Genomic DNA, 22,722 nt, shown 5'->3' with positions numbered 1-22,722 from the left:
CCATGCGGTCACATGATGATGTCGGCCATTTGAAAAAAGAGCTCCTGTTCGCGCACCACGCCGACGACTCTGTCCTGGCGGGTGATCAGCACCCGCCGCACCTGCTCGGTGTACATGAAATCGGCCAGTTCCATCAGGTTGGTGTCCTCGTCCAGGCACGGCGGGGTGTCGGACATGACCTCCTCAACTTTTTTGTCGGCCAGGGCCTTGACCTGGGTCGTAAAAAGGCCGCTCCAGAACATGCGCGAATACTGCATGCTGTCGGCCATGGAGGGTTTGGCCGCGCTCAGGTAGGCCGGGCGGGCCGCCTGGATCAGGTCGAGGATGCTCAGCATCCCGATCACCTCTTGGCTTTCGTCGCAGACCAGCAGGGAGCGGTGGCCGGTTTCCATCAGGCGGCTGGAGGAAACCAGGGATTTGAATGAGCGCATCAGGGCCTCGATGGCTTCCCGCACGGTCTGCTGGGGCCCGATGGCGCTGTAGTCTTCCACGTGGATCATGATGCTGCCGGCGGTTTTCTCCTCCTTTTTCAAATCCTTGTGGGAGGTCTTGAACGCTTCGTTGATTTTCAGGGCCAGAAGATCGATGTCACACGGCTTGCTGAGGTAGTCGAAGGCGCCTTTGACCTGGGAAGCTTTGGCCGAGGCCTCGGCGCCGTGGCCGGTGAGCATGATCACCTGGGTTTCCGGGCGTAATTTTTTGATTTCCCCCAGGGCTTCGTGTCCATCCATGCCCGGCATCTTGATGTCCAGGATGACCACATCCTGGGGGTTTTGGGTCAGGATGGCCAGCGCCTCCTCCCCGCTGCCGGCAATGGTGGTCGCAAAGCCCTTTTTGGTGAGGATTCTGGATGTCGTCGCCCGAAACTGGGCTTCGTCATCCACCATGAGGACCCTAATTTTTTGCTGCATTTCAATCCTCCTTGTCTGATTCGGCAGTGCATCCGGGACGGTGTCATCATTTTTTACAGGTTGCAAAAATCCATTCTTCGCCCCGGCGTCTTCCGCCCGCCCGGCGGCCGTCACTGGTCGGCACCTCCCCAGAGAGTCGGGGCGGGTGTCGCGCGGGCCGCAGAAGACCGCTGAATGCCACATTTCCCCGGTTCTTGGGGGTCATGTTTATCAAGTCCTGTGCCAGCACCGGCAAAAATCGAAAGATTGATAACCCGCTAAAATCGCATAAAATTCGATCACTCAAGACCGTTTTCGGAAAATCGGCTGCGGCCGGCTTGTGTCGGGTTTTTTTACGACCTGAAGGGGCAATGATTTACGCTTCTGGGGGGATTCGCTTTGGGTTGCTGGGCGACCCAATGGGGAGAGGTTTTTCAGGGGTCCGCGGGGCGGTGGGCAGGTGCTGCTGCGGCTGCAGGTCCGCAGTGGAATTGGCAGGGCTCGGCGCGAGGCCAACGGGGTCCGTCGGCCGTCGCTTGGGCGGCATGTGACCCGGCGGCGCCGCAGGATGCGGTCAGCGCCGCCGGGTCGACAGGTGTTGCAGCAGTTTGAAGACGGTCAATCAGCGCCGCTCGCGACCGCCGCCGCCCCCGCCACGGCCGCCGCCACCGTAGCCGCCGCCGCGGCCACCGCCACCGTAGCCGCCGCCACCGCCGTAGCCCCCACCCCGGCCGCCGCCGTGGCCGCCTCTGGCGCCTTCAGCTTTGGGGCGCGCTTCGTTGACGGTCAGTGTGCGGCCCTTGAACTCCTTGCCGTTGAGGCCCTCGATGGCCGCCTGGCCTTCGGCTGCGGTTGGCATCTCCACAAAACCGAAGCCCTTGGATTCGCCGCTGTACTTGTCTTTGATGATGGCGACCGAATCGACTTTACCGAAGGCCTCGAAAGCCCCCCGCAGATCCTCCTCATTCACGTTGTACGACATATTCCCGACATAGATGTTCATTGCGGCACTCCTTTTCGATGGCGCGCCAAATCGTTTCACGATTTGGGCATTTGGGGGCTCACGATTGCCAAAAATGATGCCCCGGATAATTGGGGGGCGTTGGGGTAGAGAATCTTCAAAATGGGTCTGTTCAGGCCTGCTTTTCTAATGCTTCCACTGGCAGGTTGTTTCCACGGGATCTCCGGCGGATGGACAAGCGGACCGCCTCTGGCCGCGACTGAAAAGCGAATTTTTCCAGCAGTGCCGGGGGTGGCGCCGCGCGTGTTACCAACTGTTGGGGTTCGGGCGGCTGGGCAGGCGCAACTCCCGCCGATGGGCGTCGCCGCTTCTTGCACGTCTAAGATTATTATCCGGCACGATTGGGATTGGGGCAAGGGTTTTTTTCTTTGGAACCGCTGGCGGGACCCGGTGCTGGGTGCGAAAGGTCGCCGCCGCGCTGCCCCATCGGGCAGCGCAGCAGGGGCGAAACCGTCTTAACCTTCTTTTTTTAATGCCATTTGCCCCTGTCAGAGGCGGCAGTCGGAGATTTGGCCGGGGGGAGCGGGCGCCGGGGCTGAGGCCTAAAAATTCTATTTTTTCCCGGACCGCTTCCGCCCTGCTGGGTTTCGGACCGCAGAACCGGCCGCCGTCAGGCCGTCATGACTTCCCGGATTTTCTGGGAGAGTGCGTTCAGTGAGAAAGGCTTCTGAATGAAACCGTTGCAGCCGCGCGCCATGATTTGGCTGGCCTTGCCCTCGAGGCTGAAGCCGCTGGAGAGCAGCACCCGTACTGCCGGATTGATGACCCGCAGTCGGTCAAAAGTCTCATCGCCGCCCGCATCGGGCATGATCATGTCCAGGATGACCAGGTCCAGTGCCTCTTTTTGCTGGTCGTAAACCGCCAAAGCCTCCTGCCCCGAAAGCGCGGTCTGGACGCTATAGCCCAATTTCTCCAGCATGGCCTTGCCCACCGTGAGGATCATTTCCTCGTCGTCCACCAGCAGCACGTTGCCGCGGCCGCTGCCGATCCCGGGGTCCTGGCAGGGTGGCGCCTCCGGCGGGGCCGGCGCGGGGTCTGAGGCCGGCAGGAGAATTTCAAAAGTGGTTCCCTTGTTGGGCAGGCTGCTGACGGTGATGAACCCCTTGTGGTTGCGCACGATGCCGTAAACCGCGGCTAGCCCCAGCCCGGTGCCCCGGTCGCGGCGGCGGGTGGTGAAAAAAGGCTCGAATATCCGCTGGCGGGTTTCGGCGTTCATCCCCACGCCGGTATCACGGACGGCCACCCGCACATAGGGGCCCGGGGCGACCTCGCAGGCCCGGGCCTTTGGGGCATCCACCACGACGTTGTCGGCGCTGATCTGCAGGCTGCCGCCCGCGGGCATAGCCTGCCAGGCGTTGACGAAAAGGTTGAGCAGCACCTGGGCGATCTGGTTGCGGTCGCCCTCCACTGGCCGCAGGTCCGGGCTGCAGACCGTTTCCACCCGGATTTCGCGGCGGGTGCGGGCGAAAAGGGCGCTCTCGGACTGGATCAGCTGGGCCAGGTCGGTGGTCTTGACCTCGTATTTGCCGCCCCGGGCGAAGCCCAGCAGCTGGGTAGTGAGGTGCGAGGCGCTGCGGGTGCATTCCTCGATGGCCTTGAGGTGTGCCGCGGCCCCGGCGGCCATATCCGCGGTGGCCAGCAGAAGGGATGTGTGGCCCAGAATGCCCATCAGGAGATTGTTGAAATCGTGGGCGATGCCGCCTGCCAGGGTGCCGATGGCCTCCAGCTTCTGGGCTTCGATGAACTGTTCCTCCAGGCGCTTGATCTCGGTGATGTCGCGGGCGATCACCGCCATTCCCTGGACCTGGCCGCCGTGCTCTAATATCGGATAAAAAGCGATGTCCATCAGGCGCTTGCCGGATGTTTTGGAGGCAAACCAACCTTTGTGGCGAATTTCCTCGCCGTTCAGGCAGCGGTCGACGTCCGCCTTCAGGCGCTGTTCAAAAAACGAGGGGCCGAAAATGGCGGGGACCGAGGCGCCGACCAGGGCCTCCCGGGGGATCTCCAAAAAACTGGCCAGGGTGGGGTTAGCGGCCTGAAAAAGGTAATGGCGGTCCACCATGGCGAGGTGATCGTTGGAGGCCATCACCATCTTCTCGTAGTTGCGCAACATCCGTTCGGTTTTGACCTGTTCGCTGATGTCGCGAACGAATTTGACGGCGCCGGTGATCTCGCCGCTGGTTTCGTCCTGGATCGGGTAGCAGAAGACCTCGATCCATTCCGCCCCCAGCCCGGGAGGAGCCGGCTTGATTTGCCGCTCGCTGCGGCCGGTTTGGAAACAGCGCCGGGCCGGGCACGGATCGCAGGCCCGGGCGTCTGCGGGATAGCACTCGTGGCATTTGCGGCCCACCATGGGGGCGCAGTCCGCGCTCCAGCGCTGCATGACCTGGTTGGTCATCACAATCGAGAGGTCCCGGTCGATGACGCTGATGCCGCCCTGGATGCTTTCGAGGATTTTGACCAGGAATGTTTTCTGGCGTTTGAGCTCCATGGCGTTCTGTTTTTGGGCGGTGATGTCCCGCAGGATCAAGCCGATGCCCTCGCTGGTCTTGAAGGCGCTGATGGCGAGGTGGTGGCTGCCGGAGGGCAACTCCACGCTGACGTCCTCGAAGCTCACCGGGTTTCCCGAGCGAAGCGTTTGGCGGTACTGGTCGATGCGTCCCTGGGACACGGCGCTGGGCGACAGATCGGCCAGTTGCATGCCCACCAGGGGACGGCCCATGCGGTTCATTTTCTCGGCGGCCGGGTTGGCAAACAGTATGGTGAGGTTTTCATCCAGCAACAGAAAGCCGTCGCTGGCGGCGCCCGCGAAGGAGGCCAGCTGCCGTTCGGTTTCACGGTGGGCGGCCTCCCCCCGCAGCCGCCCCGCCACCTGGCGCCGGGCGAAGGCCCACAGGGCCAGGGTGGTCAGCAGAACAAACACCCAGCCCTGGTATTTTTGCAAAGCAGCCGCCGCGGGGATGGAAAGGGCCGCCAGGGTCCGGTCGGCTAGAAGCATCCAGAGGCTTCCGCAGCCGGCATAGAAAAGGGAGATTTTAAAGGGTAGGCTGAGTTTCATCCGATTTCGGGTCGTCTTCACTTGCCGGTGGCCGCCCGTTGGCGCGCAGACGCGGTTCCAGCCGGCAAGCGTTGTATTTCACAGGGGACCGGCTGCTGGGGGGTTCCGCCGCCGTTTGGGGCCCCGCCCGCGACCGGCTCGAATTTTTATCTCATCGGATCGCCAGGGGGTTTACCCAAATCCAAAATAATCGGCGGCAGGGGTTGCGGGAGGCTCTGTGCAGCGCCGTCCGGCGGCTGTGGCGGGACTGGCGGGGGTTTGGCTGGCCATCGCGGCGAAGTCGGCCGCGGCGCCGGCGCTGCAGGGCGGCCAACGGTGGTCGTTTGCGGGGGCGCCCTCAGGGCAGATAGTCTTTGCGGACGGGGGCAAAGGCTTCAACCGCCACCGCATCCTCCAGGGCCACGGCGCTGTGGGTCACGTTGCCGGCAATGCACCAGCTGCCGCCGGGGGTGACCAGGTGGCATTGGCCGCCGATGGTCAGCTCCAGTCGGCCGGATACCAGGTAGCCGGTTTGTTCGTGGGGGTGCTGGTGGGCCGGGACCACCGCGCCCTTGGCCAGGCGGAATTCGGCCAGCAGGGTCTTTTCGCCATAAACCAGGGTTTTTTGCCTGATTTTGTCCAGTATGCTCTTGTAGCCGTCGCCATTTTGTGGTTGAAACATGGGAAGCTGCCCCCTCACCTGGAGATTGGAATCGCATTGCGGATCCGGCCTGTTGCAGAAATCTCACCATAGGCCGGCCGGTGGCGGGTGTCAAACCGATTCTGACAGGGGCTGCCGATTTCCGGCCGGTCACGCCCCCGGATTTTGGAGAGAGTTGCGTGCCCAGCGAAGCCGAAGGATATCCCCACCCCCGCCTCGCCAAATTTCCACGGGTCACCTCTTGGGTTGTGCTGGCGCCGGTTCTGCTTTCAGCCTGCGGGATGTTCGACACCACCTGGCGTGCCGCCCGAGGGACGGGCAAGGCCACTTACGCGGTAGGGAAACTGGCGACCTGCGCCGCCATCGGGGTCGGCAAGGCGGTCTGCCGGGTGGGGGGCTACACCTTCAAGGTGGTGATGGCGCCGCTGGTCTGGCCGCTTACCCATGAGGAAGTCGAAACCATTGACGGTCTCACGCCCCGGGAGGCGATTCGGCAGGGGCGGGTTAAAATGTCGCCCTACGTCGTCAACGGTCGGCGCTACGTGCCGATGTCCCTGGCCGAAGCCGGCCGCTACCGTGAAACCGGGGTCGCTTCCTGGTACGGCAACGAAACTCTCAAGCGCCCGGGCGGCCACATGACCGCCAACGGCGAGGCCTTTGATCCGAGCCAATTCTCGGCGGCCCACAAGCACCTGCCGCTGCCGACCTACGCCAGGGTCACCAACCTGCAAAACGGGCGCAGCATCGTCGTGCGCGTCAACGACCGCGGACCGTTCGTGGACGGCCGGATCATCGATCTGAGTGCCGCGGCGGCGCGCCGGCTGGGGTTTTACGAGGCGGGCATCGCCCGCGTGCGGGTGGCGGCGATTGCGGTGGATGGTTGACAGTTCCGTCTACCGATCCATCAAGGTTAGTCCGGGTGTGGCTGGGTTTTTTGCGGGGCTGCCGCCCGTCGGCCGGCGAAGCTTCCGGACGGCTTTTCCCGAGTAGATCCAAAGAGGCTTTGATGATCCCTTGTTCTTTACGCCAGGAGGCCGCGGCGGCCGGCGCACCCCATCTGCCAAACCCGGGGGGGTGGGCTGCATGCTGGCGCTGAGCCTCGCCTTTGCCGCCTGTCTGGGCTGGGGGATCGGCGATTTCATCGGCGGCCTCAAAAGCCGGGTGGTGCCGGTCTTAAGCGTTCTGGCGCTCTCGTGTCTCAGCGGGTTGGTGTTGATGGCCGTTCTGGTGGCCGTGCGGGGCATGCCGCCGCCGGCGGATCCGGTCCTTTTTTTCGCGCCTGCCGCCGGTGTGGTGGGGGTTTTGGGGCTGCTGTGCCTTTTCCGCGGGATGGCGATCGGTTCCATGGCGATGGTCGCCGCGGTCAGCGCAACCGGGGTGGCCCTGCCGGTCCTGATGGGCCTTTATGGCGGCGACGACCCATCGGGGTTGCAGTTGACCGGGATGGCGGCGGCCGTGATCGGTGCCGTGATGGCCGTGCGGGAAAAGGGGGCCGGCGCGGCTGGCGCCAGCATCGCCGCCGGCGCCGGGTTGGCGCTGGGGGCGGCCCTGGCCTTCGGCAGCTTTTTTATCCTGATCGATCTCGCCAGCGGTCCGGACCCCCTCTGGGCCGCGTTGCTGGTGCGGCTCTCCGAGGGGCTGTGCCTCCTGCCGGTGGTCCTGGTGACCCGTCCGGCACTGGGTGCGGCGCGTTGCCACCTGCCGGCCATTCTGGGGGTGGGGGTACTGGATGCCCTGGGGGTATACGCCTTCAGTCTGGCCACCACCCAGGGCATGCTGAGTGTGGTCTCGGTGGTGGGGTCGCTCTACCCGGCGGTCACGGTCAGCCTGGCGGCCGTGATCCTGCGCGAGCGGCCGCAACGGGTTCAGTTGGCGGGGATCTCCTTGGCCATCTGCGGCGTTGCGCTGATCTCGGCCGGATAGCGCGGCGTTTTTGGACCCGCTGCCCACAGGCCCGAGTCCCGGTTCGAATTCTTCACGGCGACCCACCAGCGACGGGAGCGCGGATGGGAATCAAGATCCAAAGCGGCGAGCCCGAAACCGCGGCCAACCCCAGGGTGGAAGCCCCCCTGGCCCGGGAGCTGCAGAAATTTCGGGTGCTCTACGACCTGGCCGTGGCCATGACCGCCGACCACAGCCTGGATGACAACCTGAGACAGTTAGTTGCCATCTGCCGGCGCCTGTTGGGGGTCGAGGCGGCCTTCATCGCCCTGCGCGATGAAGACCGCGGTGCTTTTTGCATGCACGTCAGCGCCGGAATCCGCTCCACGCCCATGCAAGAACTCTGCATCCCCTGCGGCCATGGGCTGGCCGGGCTGGTCTCCAGGGCACGCCGCGGCCGGATCGTGCCGAATTATGCCGAGCTTGAAGGCCTTGACCCCGAGCTGAGGGCCGCCGTGGCCGCCGAGGGGCTGATCTCCGGCATGGGGGTCCCGATCCAGATGGGCGACCAGAACCTCGGGGTGCTCTATGGTTTCAACCGGCGTCGGACCGATTTTGACGCTTCGCAGTTGGATACCCTTTTCCTGCTGGGCAATCTCGCGGCCGTTGAAATCACCCGCAAACGGGCCGAAAACGCCCTCCAGCAGTCCCAGGAAACCCTCGAGGCGCGGGTCCGGGCGCGCACCGGCGAGCTGCGCCGGATCAATGCCCAGCTGCGGCAGGAAATCGAGGACCGCCGTCAGGCCGAGGACGCCCTGCGCCAGAGCGAGGAGCGCTTCCGTGAAATGGCCGCGCATGTGCGCGAGGTTTTCTGGCTGTTGGACTGGGAGGCGCAGCGAATGGTCTACGCCAGCCCAGCCTACGAAGCCATCTGGGGACGCCCGGCGGCGGCGTTGCTGGCCGATTATAACGAGTGGGCCCGCAGCATCCACCCCGATGACCGCGAGGCGGCCGAGGGCTGGCTGGCGCGCATCGCGGCCACCCGCGGGGCGGAGACCCGCGAGTATCGGATTGTGCGCCCCGACGGCGCGGTGCGCTGGATCGCCGACCGCGGGGTGGCCATCTCGGCGGCGGACGGCCGCGTGACACGCCTGACGGGGATCGCCGAGGACATCACTGCCCGCAAGCAGGCCGAGGAGGAGCTCGTCAAGCGCCAGAGGTTCCTGGAGTCGATTCTTTTCCATGCCCCCGACGCCATCGTTACGCTGGATACCCAGCACCGCGTTCTGGAATGGAACCCCGGGGCCGAAAATCTTTTCGGCTACACCTTCCAGGAGGCCGTCGGCCGTAATCTGGATGATCTGGTGGCCCGCGCGGACGTCTACCCGGAAGCCGCGGCGATCACCCGGCTGGTGCTGACCGGCGGAAAATTCAAGCCGCTGGAAACGGTCCGCTACGCCAAGGACGGCCGCCCCATCCCGGTGATCGCAGCGGGCACACCGATCATGGTCAAGGGCGAACTGCAGGGGGTTGTGGCGGTGTACACCGACATCAGCGCCCGCAAAGAGGCCGAAATCGCCCTGCGGGCCAGCGAGGAGCGGCTGCGGGCGGTCTACCAGACGCTGCCTGACCCGGTGACCCTCACCCGCCTGTCCGACGGCACCTACAGCGACGTCAATCAGGCCTTCAGCCAGGTGACCGGCTTCCAGCGGGAGGAGGTCATCGGCCGGACGAGCCTGGAGATCGGCATCTGGCAAAACCCCGGCGACCTCAAGCGGATGATGGCCGAGCTCCGGCGCAGCGGACAGGTGCTCAGCACGGAGATCGACTTCTGCGCCAAGGACGGCCGGGTGCTGCCCGGGCTGGTTTCCGGCCGCCCGCTGGTGATCAGCGATGAGCCCCATCTGCTGCTGGTGACCCGCGACATCAGCGAGTTGAAAGCGGCCTTTGCGGAGAAGGAAAGGCTCGAGGCCCAGCTCAAGCAGGCCCAGAAGATGGAGGCCATCGGCACCCTGGCCGGCGGCATCGCCCACGATTTCAACAACCTTTTGATGGGGGTCCAGGGGCACACCTCACTGATGATGTGCGATCCCGAATTCCCGCCCCGGCACCGCGAAAACTTGAAGGGCATCGACGCCTGTATCCTCAGCGCCGCCGATCTCACCCGGCAGCTGCTGGGCTTTGCGCGCGGGGGCAAGTACGTCGTCAAGCCGGTGGACCTCAACCGACTGATCGCCGGCTGCAGCCGTATGTTCGGTCGGACCCACCGCGAAATCAACATTCAGACCAACCTCCAGGAGGCGGTCTGGTCCGTGGCCGGTGACCGCAGCCAGATCGAACAGGTGCTGCTCAACCTGTTCGTCAATGCCTGGCAGGCCATGCCCGCCGGGGGGACCCTGGAGGTTGCAACCGAAAACCGGGATCTGGCGGAGGATGTCGCACGGCCCCTGGGTCTGGCCGCCGGGCGCTATGTCCGCATCGCGGTGGCCGACACCGGTGAGGGGATCGACCCCGTCATCCAACCGCGCATCTTCGACCCTTTTTTCACCACCAAGGAGCGGGGGCGCGGCACCGGCCTGGGGCTGGCCTCGGTCTACGGCATCGTCCAGAACCACGGCGGCGCCGTCACCGTCTTCAGCCGCCGGGGCGAGGGGGCGGTTTTCCACGTCTACCTGCCGGCCACCGAGACCGCGGTCACCGAGGCCCCGCCGCTGCCGGAAGAGCTTCACCAGGGATCGGGGACGATTCTGCTGGTGGACGACGAACCGGTGATTTTAGAGGTGGTCACCGCCATGGTCCGGAAGCTCGGCTACGGGGTGCTGACCGCCGAAAGCGGTCAGGCGGCGCTGGCGCTTTACCGCGCGCACCGCGATGAGGTGACCCTGGTGATTCTGGACATGATCATGCCGGGGATGAACGGCGGCGAGACCTACGACCACCTCAAGGCCATCGACCCGGCGGTGCGCGTGCTGCTCTGCTCCGGCTACAGCATCGACGGCCGCGCCAGCGAGATCCTGGCGCGGGGCTGCAACGGGTTTATCCAGAAGCCTTTCGACATGGGCCAGCTTTCCGAAAAGATCCAGGCGGCCGTCGCCGAATAACCGGGCTGGGGCAGTGCCCCCAGGCCGGCTTCTTTAAACCGCTTCAGGGGATCAGGCGCGGAAGAAAGGTCACGATCTGCGGAAAGAGCATCAATAGAACGATGCAGAGGACGTAGGCCGGCAGGAAGTAGGCGGTGCCCTTGAAGACGTCCTCCAGGGGCACGTCCTTGGCCATGGCGCCGACCACGTAGGTGGTCGCCCCCACCGGCGGGGTGACGGCCCCCAGAGTGGTGATCACCGTGATCGTGACCGCGAACCAGATGGGGTCGTAGCCCAGCTGGGTGGCAACCGGAAAGAAGATCGGGATGGTGATCAGCAGCAGGGCCAGGGCGTCCATCACGGCGCCGCCGATGATGTAGATGACGAAGATGATGCCGATCACGGTCACCTTGGGCACCGGCAGGCCCACCACCCAGGCGGCAATCTCAAACGGGATGCGCGTGACCGTCAGGAAGCGGCCGAAGATCACGGCGCCGGCCACGATGGCGATCACCATGCAGGAGATCCGCAGGGTGTCCTTGACGGCGTAAGAAAAGCCCTGCCAGGAGAGCAGCCCCCGGCCCAGGCTGATCGCCACGGCGAAAAACGAGCCGGCAGCGCCGGCCTCGGCCGGCGTGAAGGCCCCGAAATATAGGCCCAGCATCACCAGCAGAAAGAGGACCGCCATTTCCAGCGCCCCGGAAAGCGCCGCGATCCGCTCGCCGCGGCTGAAGCGCGGGCCCACCGGGCCCCAGTCGGGGTGGCGCCGGCACATTAGAAAAACGGTCCCCAGCAGAAACAGCGTCAGGGCGATGCCCGCCCCGATCCCCCCGTAAAAGAGCCGCGCAATCGACTGCTCGGTGGAAAGTCCGATCACGATCAGCACCACGCTGGGCGGAATCACCACCCCCAGGGTGGAGCCGCAGGCCACGGCCCCGGTGCTGAGCTTCGGGTTGTAACGGTATTTCCGCATCTCGGGCAGCGCCACCGTGGACATGGTCGCGGCGGTGGCCGCGTTGGAGCCGCAGATGGCGGAAAAGGCCGAGCAGGCCAGCACGGTGGCCATGGCCAACCCGCCGCGGATATGCCCCACCCAGCGGTAGGCCGCGGTGTAGAGCTTCTCGTTGACGCCCGAATAATAGGCGATCTGGCCCATGAAGATAAACAGCGGGATCACCGTCAAGCCGTACTGCGAAAAGGTCGTCCAAAAGACCGCGCCCACCATGTTGAGTCCGGCCTTGAGCGAGACCACGTAGCAGAAGCCGCCGAAACCCACCATGGCCATGGCAAAGCCCACCGGCATGCCCAGAAAAAAGAGGATGAACATCAGGATCCCGATGCCGGATATCCCCACCCAGGTAAGGCTCATCGGCGGTCCCCCCGGATGGGGCGCAGCCCCTTGAGGAGCTCCGCCAAAAACACCACCGCCAGCATCGCGCAGCCCGCCGCCACCCCGTAGGTGAAAGGATAGTAGGGCACCCGCAGCGTTTCGGTGAGCTCTCCGGTTTGCCGCAGGACCGCGGCCTTCTCGGCCAGCTGCCAGGCAACCAGGGCAAAAAAGCCGGCGCATGCGGCGCTGTTGATGAGACCCAGCAGGCGCCGCACCACCGGCGGGAAGGTGTTGATCAGGACGTCCACGGCGATGTGGCCGCGCTGGGCCTGGGTGTAGGCCAGGCTCAAGGCGGTCACCAGCGCGCCGAAGAAGCCCATCAGCTCGAAGGTCCCCCGCAGGGGCAGCCAGGCGATCCGCAGCCCGATATTGGCGCAGGTCAGCAGGATCATGCCCACCAGAAACACCCCGGCCGAGAGAACCAGCCAGCGGTTGATCCAACCGATCAGTTTTGCGAGCGCTTTTTCCATGGCGGTTGCGGTCCGGAGACGGCCCCGGGCGCCTTTGGCCCGGGGTCCTGGGGTCAGGTGCGCCCTGGAGCTAGCGGGTGTGCTGCTGGATCAGGGCCTGGATGTCGCCGACGATCGCCGCGGCCGGAAAGTCCTTGGCCCCGTTGGTCTGCACCCAGGCGTCGGTGATCGGCTGCAGCGGGCGGTTCCAATCGGCCTTCTCGGTTTCCGAGAGGGTGATGACCTCCACCTGGTGAGTGTCGCGGGACCAGGTCAGCGCCTCCTGGACATGGTTGTCCATATAGCTCCCGGTCCACTCGGCCTGCTCCAGCCGCAGGTCGTCCATGACCTGTTGCACCTCCGGCGGCAGGGCGTTCCAGCGCTCCAGGTTCATCACCACAGCAAAGGGGTAGATCGCGGTGTCGGTGAGGGTGGCGTACTTGCAGATTTCGGCGAACTTGAGGTCCTTCATCACCTCCAGCGAGGAGAACAGCCCCTGCACCACGCCTTTTTGCAGGGCCTCCGGCGTGGCCGACATGGGCATGCCCACCTGGTTGGCCCCCCAGGCCTTGAGAATCTCGGCTGCACCGCCGGAAGCGCGCAGGTCGAGCCCCTTGAGGTCCGCCAGGCTGCGCACCGGCTTCTTGGACATGATGTTGGCCGGTGCCGTGGTGAACATCGTGAGCACCTTGACGGCAGCGAACTCCTGGGGCTGGTATTTCTGGTAGAGTTCCCAGAGCACCCGGCTGCCCACCCGGGCGTTGGGGATCCCCAGCGGCAGGCTGGTGGCGTTGGTGACCACGAAGCGGCCGGGCTGGTAGGCCATGCAGAGACAGCCGATATCCGCCTGCCCGGCGATCACGCCGTCCATCATGTCCTTGGCGTCCAGCAGGGTGCCGCCGGGAAAGGTGTCGATCTGGACCTGCCCCCGGGTGCGGCTTTCCACCTCCTGCTTCCAGCGCTCCATCTGGACGCAGGGGAAGGTCGGCGCCGGCGGGAAGTTGGCGTAGCTGAGGGTGACCGGAGCGGCGCCGGCAGCGGGCGCCGCCAGGCTGAAGAAGGCTGCGAGCGCCGGCAGGATGCCCCATCGAATGAGTTTGAAGCGTGAAGCCATGGTGGATTCCCTCCTCCTTGTGTGGTGTCCGCGGTGATCCCCGGCCGGCCCTTTGCCCCGGCCGGGGTTTTGAAAGTGTCAGGCGCCGGGATCGTCGCCGTTGCGGTGGTCGAACACCCGCCGGCTTTTGCGCTGGGTGCGCGGCAGGCTGCCGTAGGCGACGATTTCCACGTCGCTGCGCACCAGCACCTTGCGCCGGATCTCGGTGGCGATCCGCTCGGCCAGGTGCGCATCGTCGGTGGGGCCGGCCTCCTGGCCGCGTTCGACCTTGATGACCATTCGGTCGCGGCCGCTTTCACGGCTCATCAGGTGGATCTGGAACTCGCTGCCGGTGCCCCCAACCCGGCTGAGGACGTGATCGATCTGGCTGGGGTAGATGTTAACCGCCCGGTAGATGAACATGTCGTCGCTGCGGCCCATGATCCGGTCGTGGCGCGGAAAGGGGACGCCGCAGGGGCAGGGGCCCTCGATGAGGCGGGTCAGGTCGTGGGTCCGGTAGCGGATCAGGGGGCTGGCCTCCTTGCGCAGGGTCGTGACCACCAGTTCCCCCTGGGCGCCGGCGGGCACAGGTTGCAGGGTCGCCGGGTCGATGATTTCGAAGATGAAGTGATCCGCCCAGTAGTGGATGCCGCTGTGGCAGCGGCAGTCCAGGCCCGTGCCGGGCCCGTAGAGTTCGGTCAGCCCGTAGATGTCGAAGATGTGTTCGACGCCCGTGAGGGCCTTGATGCGGGCGCGCATGGCGTCGCTGTGGCGCTCGGCCCCGAGGATGATCGTTTCCAGGCGGATTTTGCCGCCGAGGTTGCGCGCCTGGATTTCTTCGGCCATCAAGAGCGCCATCGAGGCGGTGGAACAGAAGACGGTCGCTTGCATGTCCACCAGCATCTCGCAGTGCATCTCGGCGTTGGCCGGCCCCAGCGGGATCGCCATCGCGCCGAAGCGCTCGCAGCCCGCCTGAAAGCCGGCCCCGGCGGTCCACAGCCCGTAGCCAACCGCGATCTGAACGCGGTCGCGGCGGGTCAGCCCGGCCAGTTCATAGCAGCGCGCGAAAAGCTCGGCCCAGACGTCCACGTCCCGCTGGGTGTAGCAGAGCACCTTGCGCTTGCCGGTGGTGCCCGAGGAGGCGTGAATGCGGGTGATCTCCTCAAAGGGCACCGCCCGCAGCGGAAAGGGGTACTCCGCCTGCAGGTCCTCCTTGTCGGTAAACGGCAGATGAGCAATATCGGCCAGGGTGCGGATGTCCGCCGGGGTGATCCCGGCGGCATCGAATTTGCGGCGGTAGGCCGCCGAGTTGTTGAAGGCGTGGGCCACGGTCCACTTGAGGCCCTCCAGTTGAAGGCGCTGCAGCCTCTCCGGGGGCAGCTCTTGGGGAATGAACGGCATCAAACTCTCCTTGGGGTGTTTTTTATACGGCCGCCGGGGCCGCGGCGCCGGCGGCAAGGGCCGCCAGAGCGTTTTCCAGGAGCTGCGGTCGGGCGTCCAGGCGCTTTTGCAGCACGCTTTGAATCTCCGCCAAATCACAGAAAAGTGGGTTTTCGCTCTCGGCCGGGCTTGCGGCCAGGGCAAAACCCAGCAGGATCAGGTTGACGGCTTTGGGGGCGACGGCGCGGGCCAGACGGTCGGCGTCGAGCGCCAGGCAGCAGCGGTTGCCGCCGTCGGCCGGGGCGGCCGCCGCGTTGACCGCGATCCAGCCGTCGGGCTTGAGAAAGGCCGCGTGCTGGGCGATGCCTTCGGCCTTCAAGGCCAGCAGCAGATCGGCGTGCCCGGGGCGGATCAGCGGGCTTGAAAAGTCTCCCACCTTGAAGTGCGAAAGCACCGTGCCGCCCCGCTGGGCCATGCCGTGGGTTTCCGAGGAGAGCACCGCCAGGCCCTTGGCGATGGCCGCTTCGGCCAGCAGGCGGGTCACGAACAGGACCCCCTGGCCGCCCACCCCGCTGATGACGATTTGTTGATTTAGTGGCGCTTGCATTGCGTCTCCCGTTCTTGCGGCGCTAATCTCGGGCGCAGGCGGCGATGGCTTTCTGCGGGCAGATGGTCAGGCACACGCCGCAGCCGCTGCAGACCAGCGGGTCGATCCGGACCCGCTCGGTTTCGGGATCCATGCCCATCGCCGGGCATTCGAAGTTTTTGAGGCAGTAGCCGCAGCCGTCGCAGGCGTCGCCCACCGTGGGCGCCTGGGCGAGGGCGGCCGCCTCCTGCCGGCGCTTGTCCAGCAGGCAGGGGTGGCGCGCGATCACCACCGCGGGCCCGCTGCTGCGGCTGTATTTGACCGCCGCGCGCACCGTGCGGGTGAAGGCTTCGAGTTGGTAGGGATCGGCGGTTTCGCAGCGGCTCACGCCGCAGCCGCGCACCAGGCTTTCGATCGCCACCCGGTTGAGCGGCTCGTCCATGGCGCCCGTCCCGGTTGCCGGTGTCGGCTGGTTGCCGGTCATGGCGGTGGTCCGGTTGTCCAGGATCACCAGGACGAACTTGACCCCCTGGACCACCGCGTCAATCAGGGCCGGCACGCCGGCGTGAAAGAAGGTCGAATCGCCGATGGTGGCCACGATGTCCGGCGGTTTGGGCGCGTTTTTGAAGGCGTGGTAAAAACCGGCCGCCTGGCTGATGGCAGCCCCCATGCAGAGCACCGTGTCCACCGCGCCCAGGTTGAGCCCCAGGGTGTAGCAGCCGATGTCGCCGGTGTAGATCGCCCGTGGGGCGGCCCGCTTGATGGCGAAGTAGCTGGCCCGGTGGGGGCAGCCGGCGCACAGGGTGGGGCGCCGGCCGGGAACGGTCGGCAGGCTGGGCACGCGTCCGGGCAGCCCGGCAAACTGGCGGATGCTGTTTTCCACCGCCTCCGGCAGGATCTCCCCCACCCGGGACACCGCGCCGCAAAGCTTGCCCCGTACCCGCTGCCGGTCGGCCAGCTGCATTTCGATCACCCCCATGGTCTCTTCGATCACCAGGATCTCGCTGTGGGCGGCCAGGAGTTGGGCGGTGAAGTCGGTGTGCAGCGGGAAAGGCTGGCGCACCTGGTAGAGGGCGATCCGGTCCCCGATCCCCAGATCGGCCATGATCTCGCGTGCGTGGGCGGCGGCGACGCCCGAGACGACAATAGCCTTGGGGGTCTCACCGGCCGCGTTCAGTTTGAGTGGTGCGGTGGCCGGGTAAATCGCGATCTCGGCCAGTTTGCGCTCCAGTTCGTGGTGCAACTGGTTGCGGAACTTGGGGGTCGCGGCCCAGCGGGCCGGATTTTTTTCAAAGGCCGGCTGGCGCTCGGGGGGCCGTGGGGAGAGGGGCGCCATGTCCTGGCGGGCGTGGCAGACCCGAGTGGTGGGCCGCAGCATCACCGGGATGCGGAACGCCTCGGAAAGCGCATAGGCCACGGCCACCAGCTCGCGGGCCTGGGCGGGGGAGTCGGGGTCGAGGACCGGGATCTTGGCCATCATGGCCATCAACCGACTGTCCTGCTCGGTCTGGGAGGAGTGCGGGCCCGGGTCGTCGGCGCTGATGACCACAAACCCCCCGCTGGTGCCCATGTAGGCGGCGCTCATGAGCGGGTCGGCGGCCACGTTCAAGCCCACCTGCTTCATGCTGACGGCGGTGCGCAGCCCGGCCTGGCAGCCGGCATAGGCGATTTCGAAGGCGATCTTCTCGTTGACCGCCCACTGGGCGTGCAGGGCGGCGCCCGTCTGGCGCTGCAGCCGGGCGAGCGACGAGAGGATCTCCGAGGCCGGGGTGCCGGGGTAGGAGGTGGCGATGGCGCAGCCGTTTTCCAGCAGGCCCTGGGCGATGGCCTCGTTGCCCAAGGCGAGATTTTTGCGGTTCACGTGACACCTCCCGTGTCCATAAAAAAGCCGGGGCGCTCGTGAGAGGCCCCGGCTTAGCGTGTTCACCATATGTCGTGGGCCTTCTTCGCGGCGACCGCTGAAGCTGCCCAGGACGAATCGTTTATTCGGGTTTCATTCCGGCGGGCGCGCTTCCTGTTGGCTGCCACCACCAGAACCAGAGCAAGTATTTCATTTTGTCCCCGGCGTTCGGGCGCCCAGATGCTGTTCGACCCACCGATTGCCTTTAAACTGCTATCTCCCTTACCCAAGCGCCCGGGGTTTGTCAAGCGCCAATTCCCCCCTGGCAGGGCGCACCTCAGGCCGACAATGGGGTGGCTGTGGATCGCAGCCGGCCGCCGGTCAGAAGATCGGCCAGATCCTCGGCCAGGGCCGCGCCGGCGTCAGCCGTCCGGCGCCAGTAGGCCATGCGCTCCCGATCGTGGCCGCGGAAGCGGACGAAGTCGGTCCGATCGGGGATTTTGCCCAGGGGCAGGCGGCGCAGAAAGGTCGCCGAAGGGCTGACCAACAGGACGTTGCGGGTGTGGGCGGCCTCCGGCCGGCGGCGGGTAAAGCGTTTGTCCAGCCAGCCGGGAACCAGGCGGTCGGTGTAGTGGGGAAAGAGCACCAGGCCGTCGCCCAGGTGATCGTAAGGCAAGTCCAGATGATAGTCGATCAGCCCGCCGTCCCAATAGCAACCGGGGGGCGCGCCGGCAATGGCGTCGACGCCGGCCATAACCAGGGGGATGGCGCCCGAGGCCCGCAATGCCGGGACAAGGTTGCGTCTTTCAAGCGCAACGGTCCGCAGGGGAAAGCCGGGCATGGGATAGAACGGCGGCAGGCCGCGGGGGTCGTGAAACAGGACCCGTTCAAAAAGAAGACCCAGCCACCGCCGCTTGAAGGCGTTAAGCGTCGTCGCCGCCGCCATCCGCAGCCACATCCGAGCCGGCCGTCGGCAACGGTGCGATCCGCGGCTGCGGACGGCCAGAAAATTAAGCCGCAGAAAGGGGTGGTCCAGTATCTGAGCGGTCTTCCGGGGGGTGATGAAGCTCTCCAGGATTTGCCTGGCCGTGCGGCTCACGGCGGCCGGGGCGGGGCGGGGATCGTAGCGCTGGGCGATATAGGCCCGTTCCAGCCGGTCGATGGCGGCCACGGGGTTGGCCTGGGCCGCGGCTGCGAAACGCCAGGCCCCCGATGAGGATCCGACCAGGTAGAGCGGCATCCTGCGGCCGGTGCTCCAGCCGCCGAAAAGAAAGCGGTCGATGTGGCTGAGAATCAGCCACTTGGGGCCGCCGGCGGCACCGGCGATCACCTGGACGGTCTCCGGCTTCAGCCCCCCGTCCCGCAGGACGGCCAGCGCGCGCGCTCCAGCCTGGATGCGGAGATTGGATGGCATCCGTTGCGACTCCTTTAACAAGCGGCCTAAGATCATGGTGGGCCTGAATCCGCTTACGCTGCAAAAACGGCCCCCTGGGGTCGAAAGCCCCGGATTTGGGCGGCCTTCAACGGGTTCATGTTTGACAAGGCCGATTTTTTAGGTATAGAGGGGAGTAGTCCCCTGCTTTTCCCTATTTTCCTGAACGATTTGCGTGCAACAGGCGCCATCGCCCGGTGCGGTCCGCCGGCGGCGGGTTTCACCCCCCCAAAAGTGATGAGGTCGGTGTGACCGAGACCGGAAACATCCTTGTTGTGGACGACGAGAAACGGATTCGTGACAGCCTGCGGGTTCTCCTGACGCGGGAAGGCCACACCGTCCAAACCCGCAGCAGCGGCGAAAATGCCATCACCCTGCTGCGCAAAACCGCTTTCGATCTGGTGATCACCAACCTCTTCATGGGGGAGGTGAACGGCATCGGGGTTTTGCAGGAGGCCAAGGCGCGCTGCCCCGAGACCATGGTGATGCTCCACACCGGCTACGAAGATCTGGAGTTCATCATCGAGGCGCTTCAGATGGACGCCGACGACTATATCCTCAAGCCCTGTGAGCCCGCCGAAATGAAGCGCCGGGTGGCCCGCTGCCTGGAAAAACGGGCGTCGCGGCGCCAGAAGGCCGCCGCCGGCAAAATTTTGCCGGTCTGCAGCGTTTGCAAAAAAGTGCGCGACGACAGCTGCACGACACCCGGCTGCGGTGAATGGGTGAGGATGGAAGACTACCTCGGCCACAAGACGCGCTTTCGGGTGACCTCCACCTTCTGCCCCGCTTGCGCCCTCAAAATCAAGCGCAAGCTCGAAGAATCCTGAGGTCCATCTCCAGCCCGCACGCCCCGGCTCCCCTGCCGGTGAAAACCGCTGCCCCCCCGCTGCCTTCCGCATTCTCTCCCAGCAGCGGCAAAACCTCCGCTTCTGCTGCAATCCCCACAGCGCCTCAGCGGTAAAACGAAAAGCCCAGCCGCAGACGGGTATCGCTCTCGTCGTAGCGCAGCAGGCTTTCGCTGTAACCGGTGAAAAACTGGGCATGAAAGAAGAGATCCAGATTGTCGAAGAGCAGCTCCCCGATGGGGGTTGAAACATCCATCTGCCAGCTACCCTTGCCGGCCCGGGTGCCCTTGCACAGGGTGGTGGCCCATTCCACGCCGTCCCAGCGGCCGAGTTTGAGCAGCAGTTCGGAATAGCCGCGGTAGTTTTCGATGTCATTGTTTTCGCTGGCCCGGGAGAGGTAGGCGAAAACCCGCGGGGCGACGGTGAACGCTTGGTTCCGGGGGTCGCCGAAAGTCCAGGTGGGTTGGGCATAGGCGATGTTGAGGCTGCGGTTGGCATCGCCGCCCTGGCCGTTGGATTGGTGCTGCAGGCCGGCCTGGAAGTCCAGGCGGCTGGCTTGGGGCAGCCAGCGCTGGCGCAGGTCGGCATGCAGCAGGAAGATTTCGGGGCGGTAGCTGGTGTCGTCAAACGGCTGGGATGCGGTCTCCAGGTCCCAGAAGGAGGTCTGGGTGTAGCCCAAGTGCAGTCCGTCCAGCAGGGGCCAGCGGTTGACGATGGGGCCGTCGGAATTCAGGATGTGGTATTTGAAGCCAATCTGGAACTTGACGTCCGCGGGGTTCGGGCCGTAGAGAAAGTAGATCGGCTCGTGGCCCGAGAAGTTGTCCCAGAAATAGCCCAGGTCCGTGTTCGGTGGTGGACAAGGCGGCGGCGCGGGAGAGCCTTGGGGTTCGGCTGTCGGGGATTGCGCGGCCTCCTGGACGGGGAAGACCACCGGCGGACCCCCGAGGCCGTCGATGGTCAGACTGACCATGCCGCTCCAGCCGTCCGGCAGCGCCACCTCGGCGGCGATCTTGCGAAACCCTGCCGGGGGGATCACCAGCGGGGTTTCCGGGGGCTCCAGATACCTGATGGCGACCGCCTGCTGCGCTTCCTCACGTGAGAGCCGACCGCTGCCGAGGGCTCCGAGGTCGACGTGTGCCGGTTGCGCGCCGGAGTTGGCGAAAAAAAGGGTGATGACCGCCGCCCCGCCGGCCTGGGCGGGTGCCTCCGGGGGTTTCAGGATGGTTTCGAGCTGCGCCGCCTCGAGCAGGCCCCCCACCAGCAGCCAGATGGAAACGACGGTAACCTGCCATGCGCGCATGTTTTCCTCCAGGACCGGGGTGAAATCGATTGCGGAAACGGCTTCCTGCGCGCGGCTCAGTCGTTTCCGCTGGGCAGCATCGCACCGGTGGCCAGCAGGTTGCGGTGCAGTTCGAAACAGCGCTGCAGGTCGTGCCGGATGTGCCCGGTGCGGGCCTCGCGGATGTAGCGGTTGAGATAGTCCCGGTATGCGGGGTGGGCGCAGCGGTCGATGATGGCTCGGGCGCGCTGCATCGGCCCCAGACCGCGCAGGTCCGCCAGCCCCTGTTCGGTGACCAGGATCTGCACGGAGTGCTCGTTGCTGTCAACGTGCGGGCACATGGGGACGATGGCCGAGATTTTGCCGCCCTTGGCCACCGAGGGGGTCATGAAAATGGAGATGTAGCTGTTGCGGGCGAACTCGCCGCTGCCGCCGATGCCGTTGATCACGTCCATGCCGTAAACGTGGGAGGAATTGACGTTGCCGTAGATGTCGGCCTCCAGGGCGGTGTTCATCGCCACCACCCCGAGTCGCCGGATGATGCCGGGGTGGTTGGAGATTTCCTGGGGGCGCAGCACGATACGCGGGGCGAAGAAGTCGATGTCGTCCACAAGTTGTTTCAGCTTGCCGCTGGAGATGGTCAACCCGGTGGCACTGGCGCCGATCAACTTGCCGTCGGCCAGCAGGTCCACCATGGCATCCTGAAGGACCTCGGAGTACATCTTGAAGGGCGGAATGTCGGGGTGTTCGCCCAGTGCCGCCAAAACCGCGTTGGCGACGTTGCCGACACCGGCCTGCAGCGGCAGCAGTTCGGGGGGAATCCGGCCGGCGCGCCTCTCCGCCAGCAAAAAAGCCACCACGTGGCCGGCGATTTGATTGCTGACCGCGTCAGGCGGGGCGAAAGCGCCGATTTTGTCCGGTTCGTGGCTTTCGACGATGCCCACCACCTTTCGGGGCTCCACCGTGGCGTAGGGGCAGCCGATGCGGGTGAGAGGGTCAAAGATCGGGATGGGGTAGCGATGCGGCGGCGGCGGCATGATGAAGACATCGCTCATCTCGCGCAGGCGCGGCGACTGGTGGCGGTTGATTTCGATGATGACCTTTTCGGCGTGTTGCAGGTAGGTGGGGGAGGCCCCGATGGAGGTGGTCAGGTAGACCCGTCCGTCCGGCGCGATTTCGGTGGCCTCGATGACGGCCACGTCGATCCGCCCGAAAAACCCCTGGGCCACGGTCTGGGGCAGGTGGGAGAGGTGCATGTCCACATATTCCACTTCCTGACGATTGATCTGGCGCCGCAGGGCCTCGCCGGACTGATAGGGGGTGCGCCAGGCGATGACCTCGGCTTCGGCCAGGAGTTCATCGATGCAGTGGCCGCTGGAGGCGCCGGTCAGCACCCTGACCCGGAAACTGCGTCCCCGGCGATGCTCCTCGCGGCCCAGTGCGGCCAGGGCGGTGGGTACGGCCTTGGCCGCCCCGGCGGGGCTAAACCCGCTGAAGGCGACCGTGTCGCCGTCTTTGACGTGGGTGATGGCTTCTGCGGCGCTCAGCAGCGCAAACGGGCCATAGCTGCGCATGGTGCGGCACTCCTTTCAGAGGGGGCAGGGGGCTTCGTTGGACCGGCCAGGCTTTGGCCCGTTTCCGGCGCTTTCTGGCCGCAGGCCTTCGCGGCAGCCAGGCGGGGAGCCGGTTGTGGACCGAAACCTCAAAGGGCGCGGCAGACGGAAAAATGCCACAAAACCGTTGGGGCGATCATATCAGAAATTGTGCGCTGCCAAAAGCCACTTTTGGTTCAGCAACGGTGGCCGACCGCGGCTCGACTCGAAGGGTCCTGCCCGGGAAAGTCCCGGGGGGATCCGGC

The 22,722-nt window shown here is 65.6% G+C and carries 16 protein-coding genes and 1 pseudogene; 4 read left to right on the top strand and 13 right to left on the bottom strand.

Going from position 1 to position 22,722, the window contains the following annotated elements; translation table 11 throughout:
• Positions 1–8 precede the first annotated feature (8 nt).
• From LJE63_11925 to LJE63_11910, 4 genes are all read right to left on the bottom strand, one after another.
• Entirely contained in the window at positions 9–911 is a 903-nt protein-coding gene (locus LJE63_11925) for a response regulator (GenBank protein ID MCG6907313.1), read from the bottom strand.
• 601 nt (positions 912–1,512) lie between these two features.
• The gene (locus tag LJE63_11920) at positions 1,513–1,893 is read right to left on the bottom strand and encodes an RNA-binding protein (GenBank protein MCG6907312.1); all 381 of its coding nucleotides are present in this window, start codon (positions 1,891–1,893) and stop codon (positions 1,513–1,515) included.
• Positions 1,894–2,521: 628 nt separating this feature from the next.
• Positions 2,522–4,969, bottom strand: a complete 2,448-nt coding sequence (locus LJE63_11915) for a PAS domain-containing protein (protein MCG6907311.1) — start codon at positions 4,967–4,969, stop codon at positions 2,522–2,524.
• Positions 4,970–5,306: 337 nt separating this feature from the next.
• The gene (locus LJE63_11910) at positions 5,307–5,630 is read right to left on the bottom strand and encodes a cupin domain-containing protein (GenBank protein MCG6907310.1); all 324 of its coding nucleotides are present in this window, start codon (positions 5,628–5,630) and stop codon (positions 5,307–5,309) included.
• A gap of 551 nt (positions 5,631–6,181) precedes the next feature.
• Here LJE63_11910 and LJE63_11905 point away from each other — a divergent pair.
• The 3 genes and pseudogenes from LJE63_11905 to LJE63_11895 all read left to right on the top strand — a co-directional run bounded on the left by LJE63_11905 (position 6,182) and on the right by LJE63_11895 (position 10,591).
• A pseudogene (locus tag LJE63_11905) lies at positions 6,182–6,487 on the top strand (septal ring lytic transglycosylase RlpA family protein).
• A gap of 205 nt (positions 6,488–6,692) precedes the next feature.
• Entirely contained in the window at positions 6,693–7,532 is an 840-nt protein-coding gene (locus LJE63_11900) for a DMT family transporter (protein MCG6907309.1), read from the top strand.
• Between the two features lie 83 nt (positions 7,533–7,615).
• On the top strand, positions 7,616–10,591 hold the full coding sequence (locus LJE63_11895) for a PAS domain S-box protein (GenBank protein ID MCG6907308.1): 2,976 nt from the start codon (positions 7,616–7,618) through the stop codon (positions 10,589–10,591).
• Positions 10,592–10,634: 43 nt separating this feature from the next.
• On the opposite strand, the gene LJE63_11890 is transcribed toward LJE63_11895, so the two are convergent.
• From LJE63_11890 to LJE63_11860, 7 genes are all read right to left on the bottom strand, one after another.
• Positions 10,635–11,939, bottom strand: a complete 1,305-nt coding sequence (locus tag LJE63_11890; protein ID MCG6907307.1) for a TRAP transporter large permease — start codon at positions 11,937–11,939, stop codon at positions 10,635–10,637.
• Positions 11,936–12,430: a TRAP transporter small permease gene (locus LJE63_11885; protein ID MCG6907306.1), complete on the bottom strand. Its 495-nt coding sequence runs from the start codon at positions 12,428–12,430 to the stop codon at positions 11,936–11,938. The genes LJE63_11890 and LJE63_11885 overlap by 4 nt, the downstream gene beginning before the upstream one ends.
• A 70-nt stretch (positions 12,431–12,500) precedes the next feature.
• Positions 12,501–13,523: a TRAP transporter substrate-binding protein gene (locus LJE63_11880; protein MCG6907305.1), complete on the bottom strand. Its 1,023-nt coding sequence runs from the start codon at positions 13,521–13,523 to the stop codon at positions 12,501–12,503.
• Positions 13,524–13,601: 78 nt separating this feature from the next.
• A complete protein-coding gene (locus LJE63_11875) occupies positions 13,602–14,903 on the bottom strand; it encodes a phenylacetate--CoA ligase (GenBank protein MCG6907304.1) in 1,302 nt (433 codons plus the stop codon).
• Positions 14,904–14,925: 22 nt separating this feature from the next.
• A complete protein-coding gene (locus LJE63_11870) occupies positions 14,926–15,489 on the bottom strand; it encodes a 2-oxoacid:acceptor oxidoreductase family protein (protein MCG6907303.1) in 564 nt (187 codons plus the stop codon).
• Between the two features lie 22 nt (positions 15,490–15,511).
• Positions 15,512–17,329 carry an indolepyruvate ferredoxin oxidoreductase subunit alpha gene (locus LJE63_11865; protein MCG6907302.1) on the bottom strand — a complete coding sequence of 606 codons (1,818 nt, stop codon included), beginning with the start codon at positions 17,327–17,329 and terminating at the stop codon, positions 15,512–15,514.
• A 316-nt stretch (positions 17,330–17,645) separates the two neighbouring features.
• Positions 17,646–18,722 (bottom strand): patatin-like phospholipase family protein, encoded by a 1,077-nt coding sequence (locus LJE63_11860; GenBank protein MCG6907301.1) that lies wholly within the window; start codon positions 18,720–18,722, stop codon positions 17,646–17,648.
• 266 nt (positions 18,723–18,988) lie between these two features.
• Here LJE63_11860 and LJE63_11855 point away from each other — a divergent pair, with 266 nt between their 5' ends.
• Positions 18,989–19,567 (top strand): response regulator, encoded by a 579-nt coding sequence (locus tag LJE63_11855; GenBank protein ID MCG6907300.1) that lies wholly within the window; start codon positions 18,989–18,991, stop codon positions 19,565–19,567.
• Positions 19,568–19,691: 124 nt separating this feature from the next.
• On the opposite strand, the gene LJE63_11850 is transcribed toward LJE63_11855, so the two are convergent.
• Both LJE63_11850 and LJE63_11845 read right to left on the bottom strand, forming a co-directional pair.
• Positions 19,692–20,885: a phospholipase A gene (locus tag LJE63_11850; GenBank protein MCG6907299.1), complete on the bottom strand. Its 1,194-nt coding sequence runs from the start codon at positions 20,883–20,885 to the stop codon at positions 19,692–19,694.
• Between the two features lie 56 nt (positions 20,886–20,941).
• Positions 20,942–22,438 (bottom strand): succinate CoA transferase, encoded by a 1,497-nt coding sequence (locus LJE63_11845; protein MCG6907298.1) that lies wholly within the window; start codon positions 22,436–22,438, stop codon positions 20,942–20,944.
• Positions 22,439–22,722: the final 284 nt, after the last annotated feature.

Source organism: Desulfobacteraceae bacterium (assembly GCA_022340425.1).
Taxonomy (GTDB): Bacteria; Desulfobacterota; Desulfobacteria; order Desulfobacterales; family JAABRJ01; genus JAABRJ01.
Note: the sequence above shows the minus strand (reverse complement) of the source record. Positions and strands in the feature narration are given on the sequence as shown.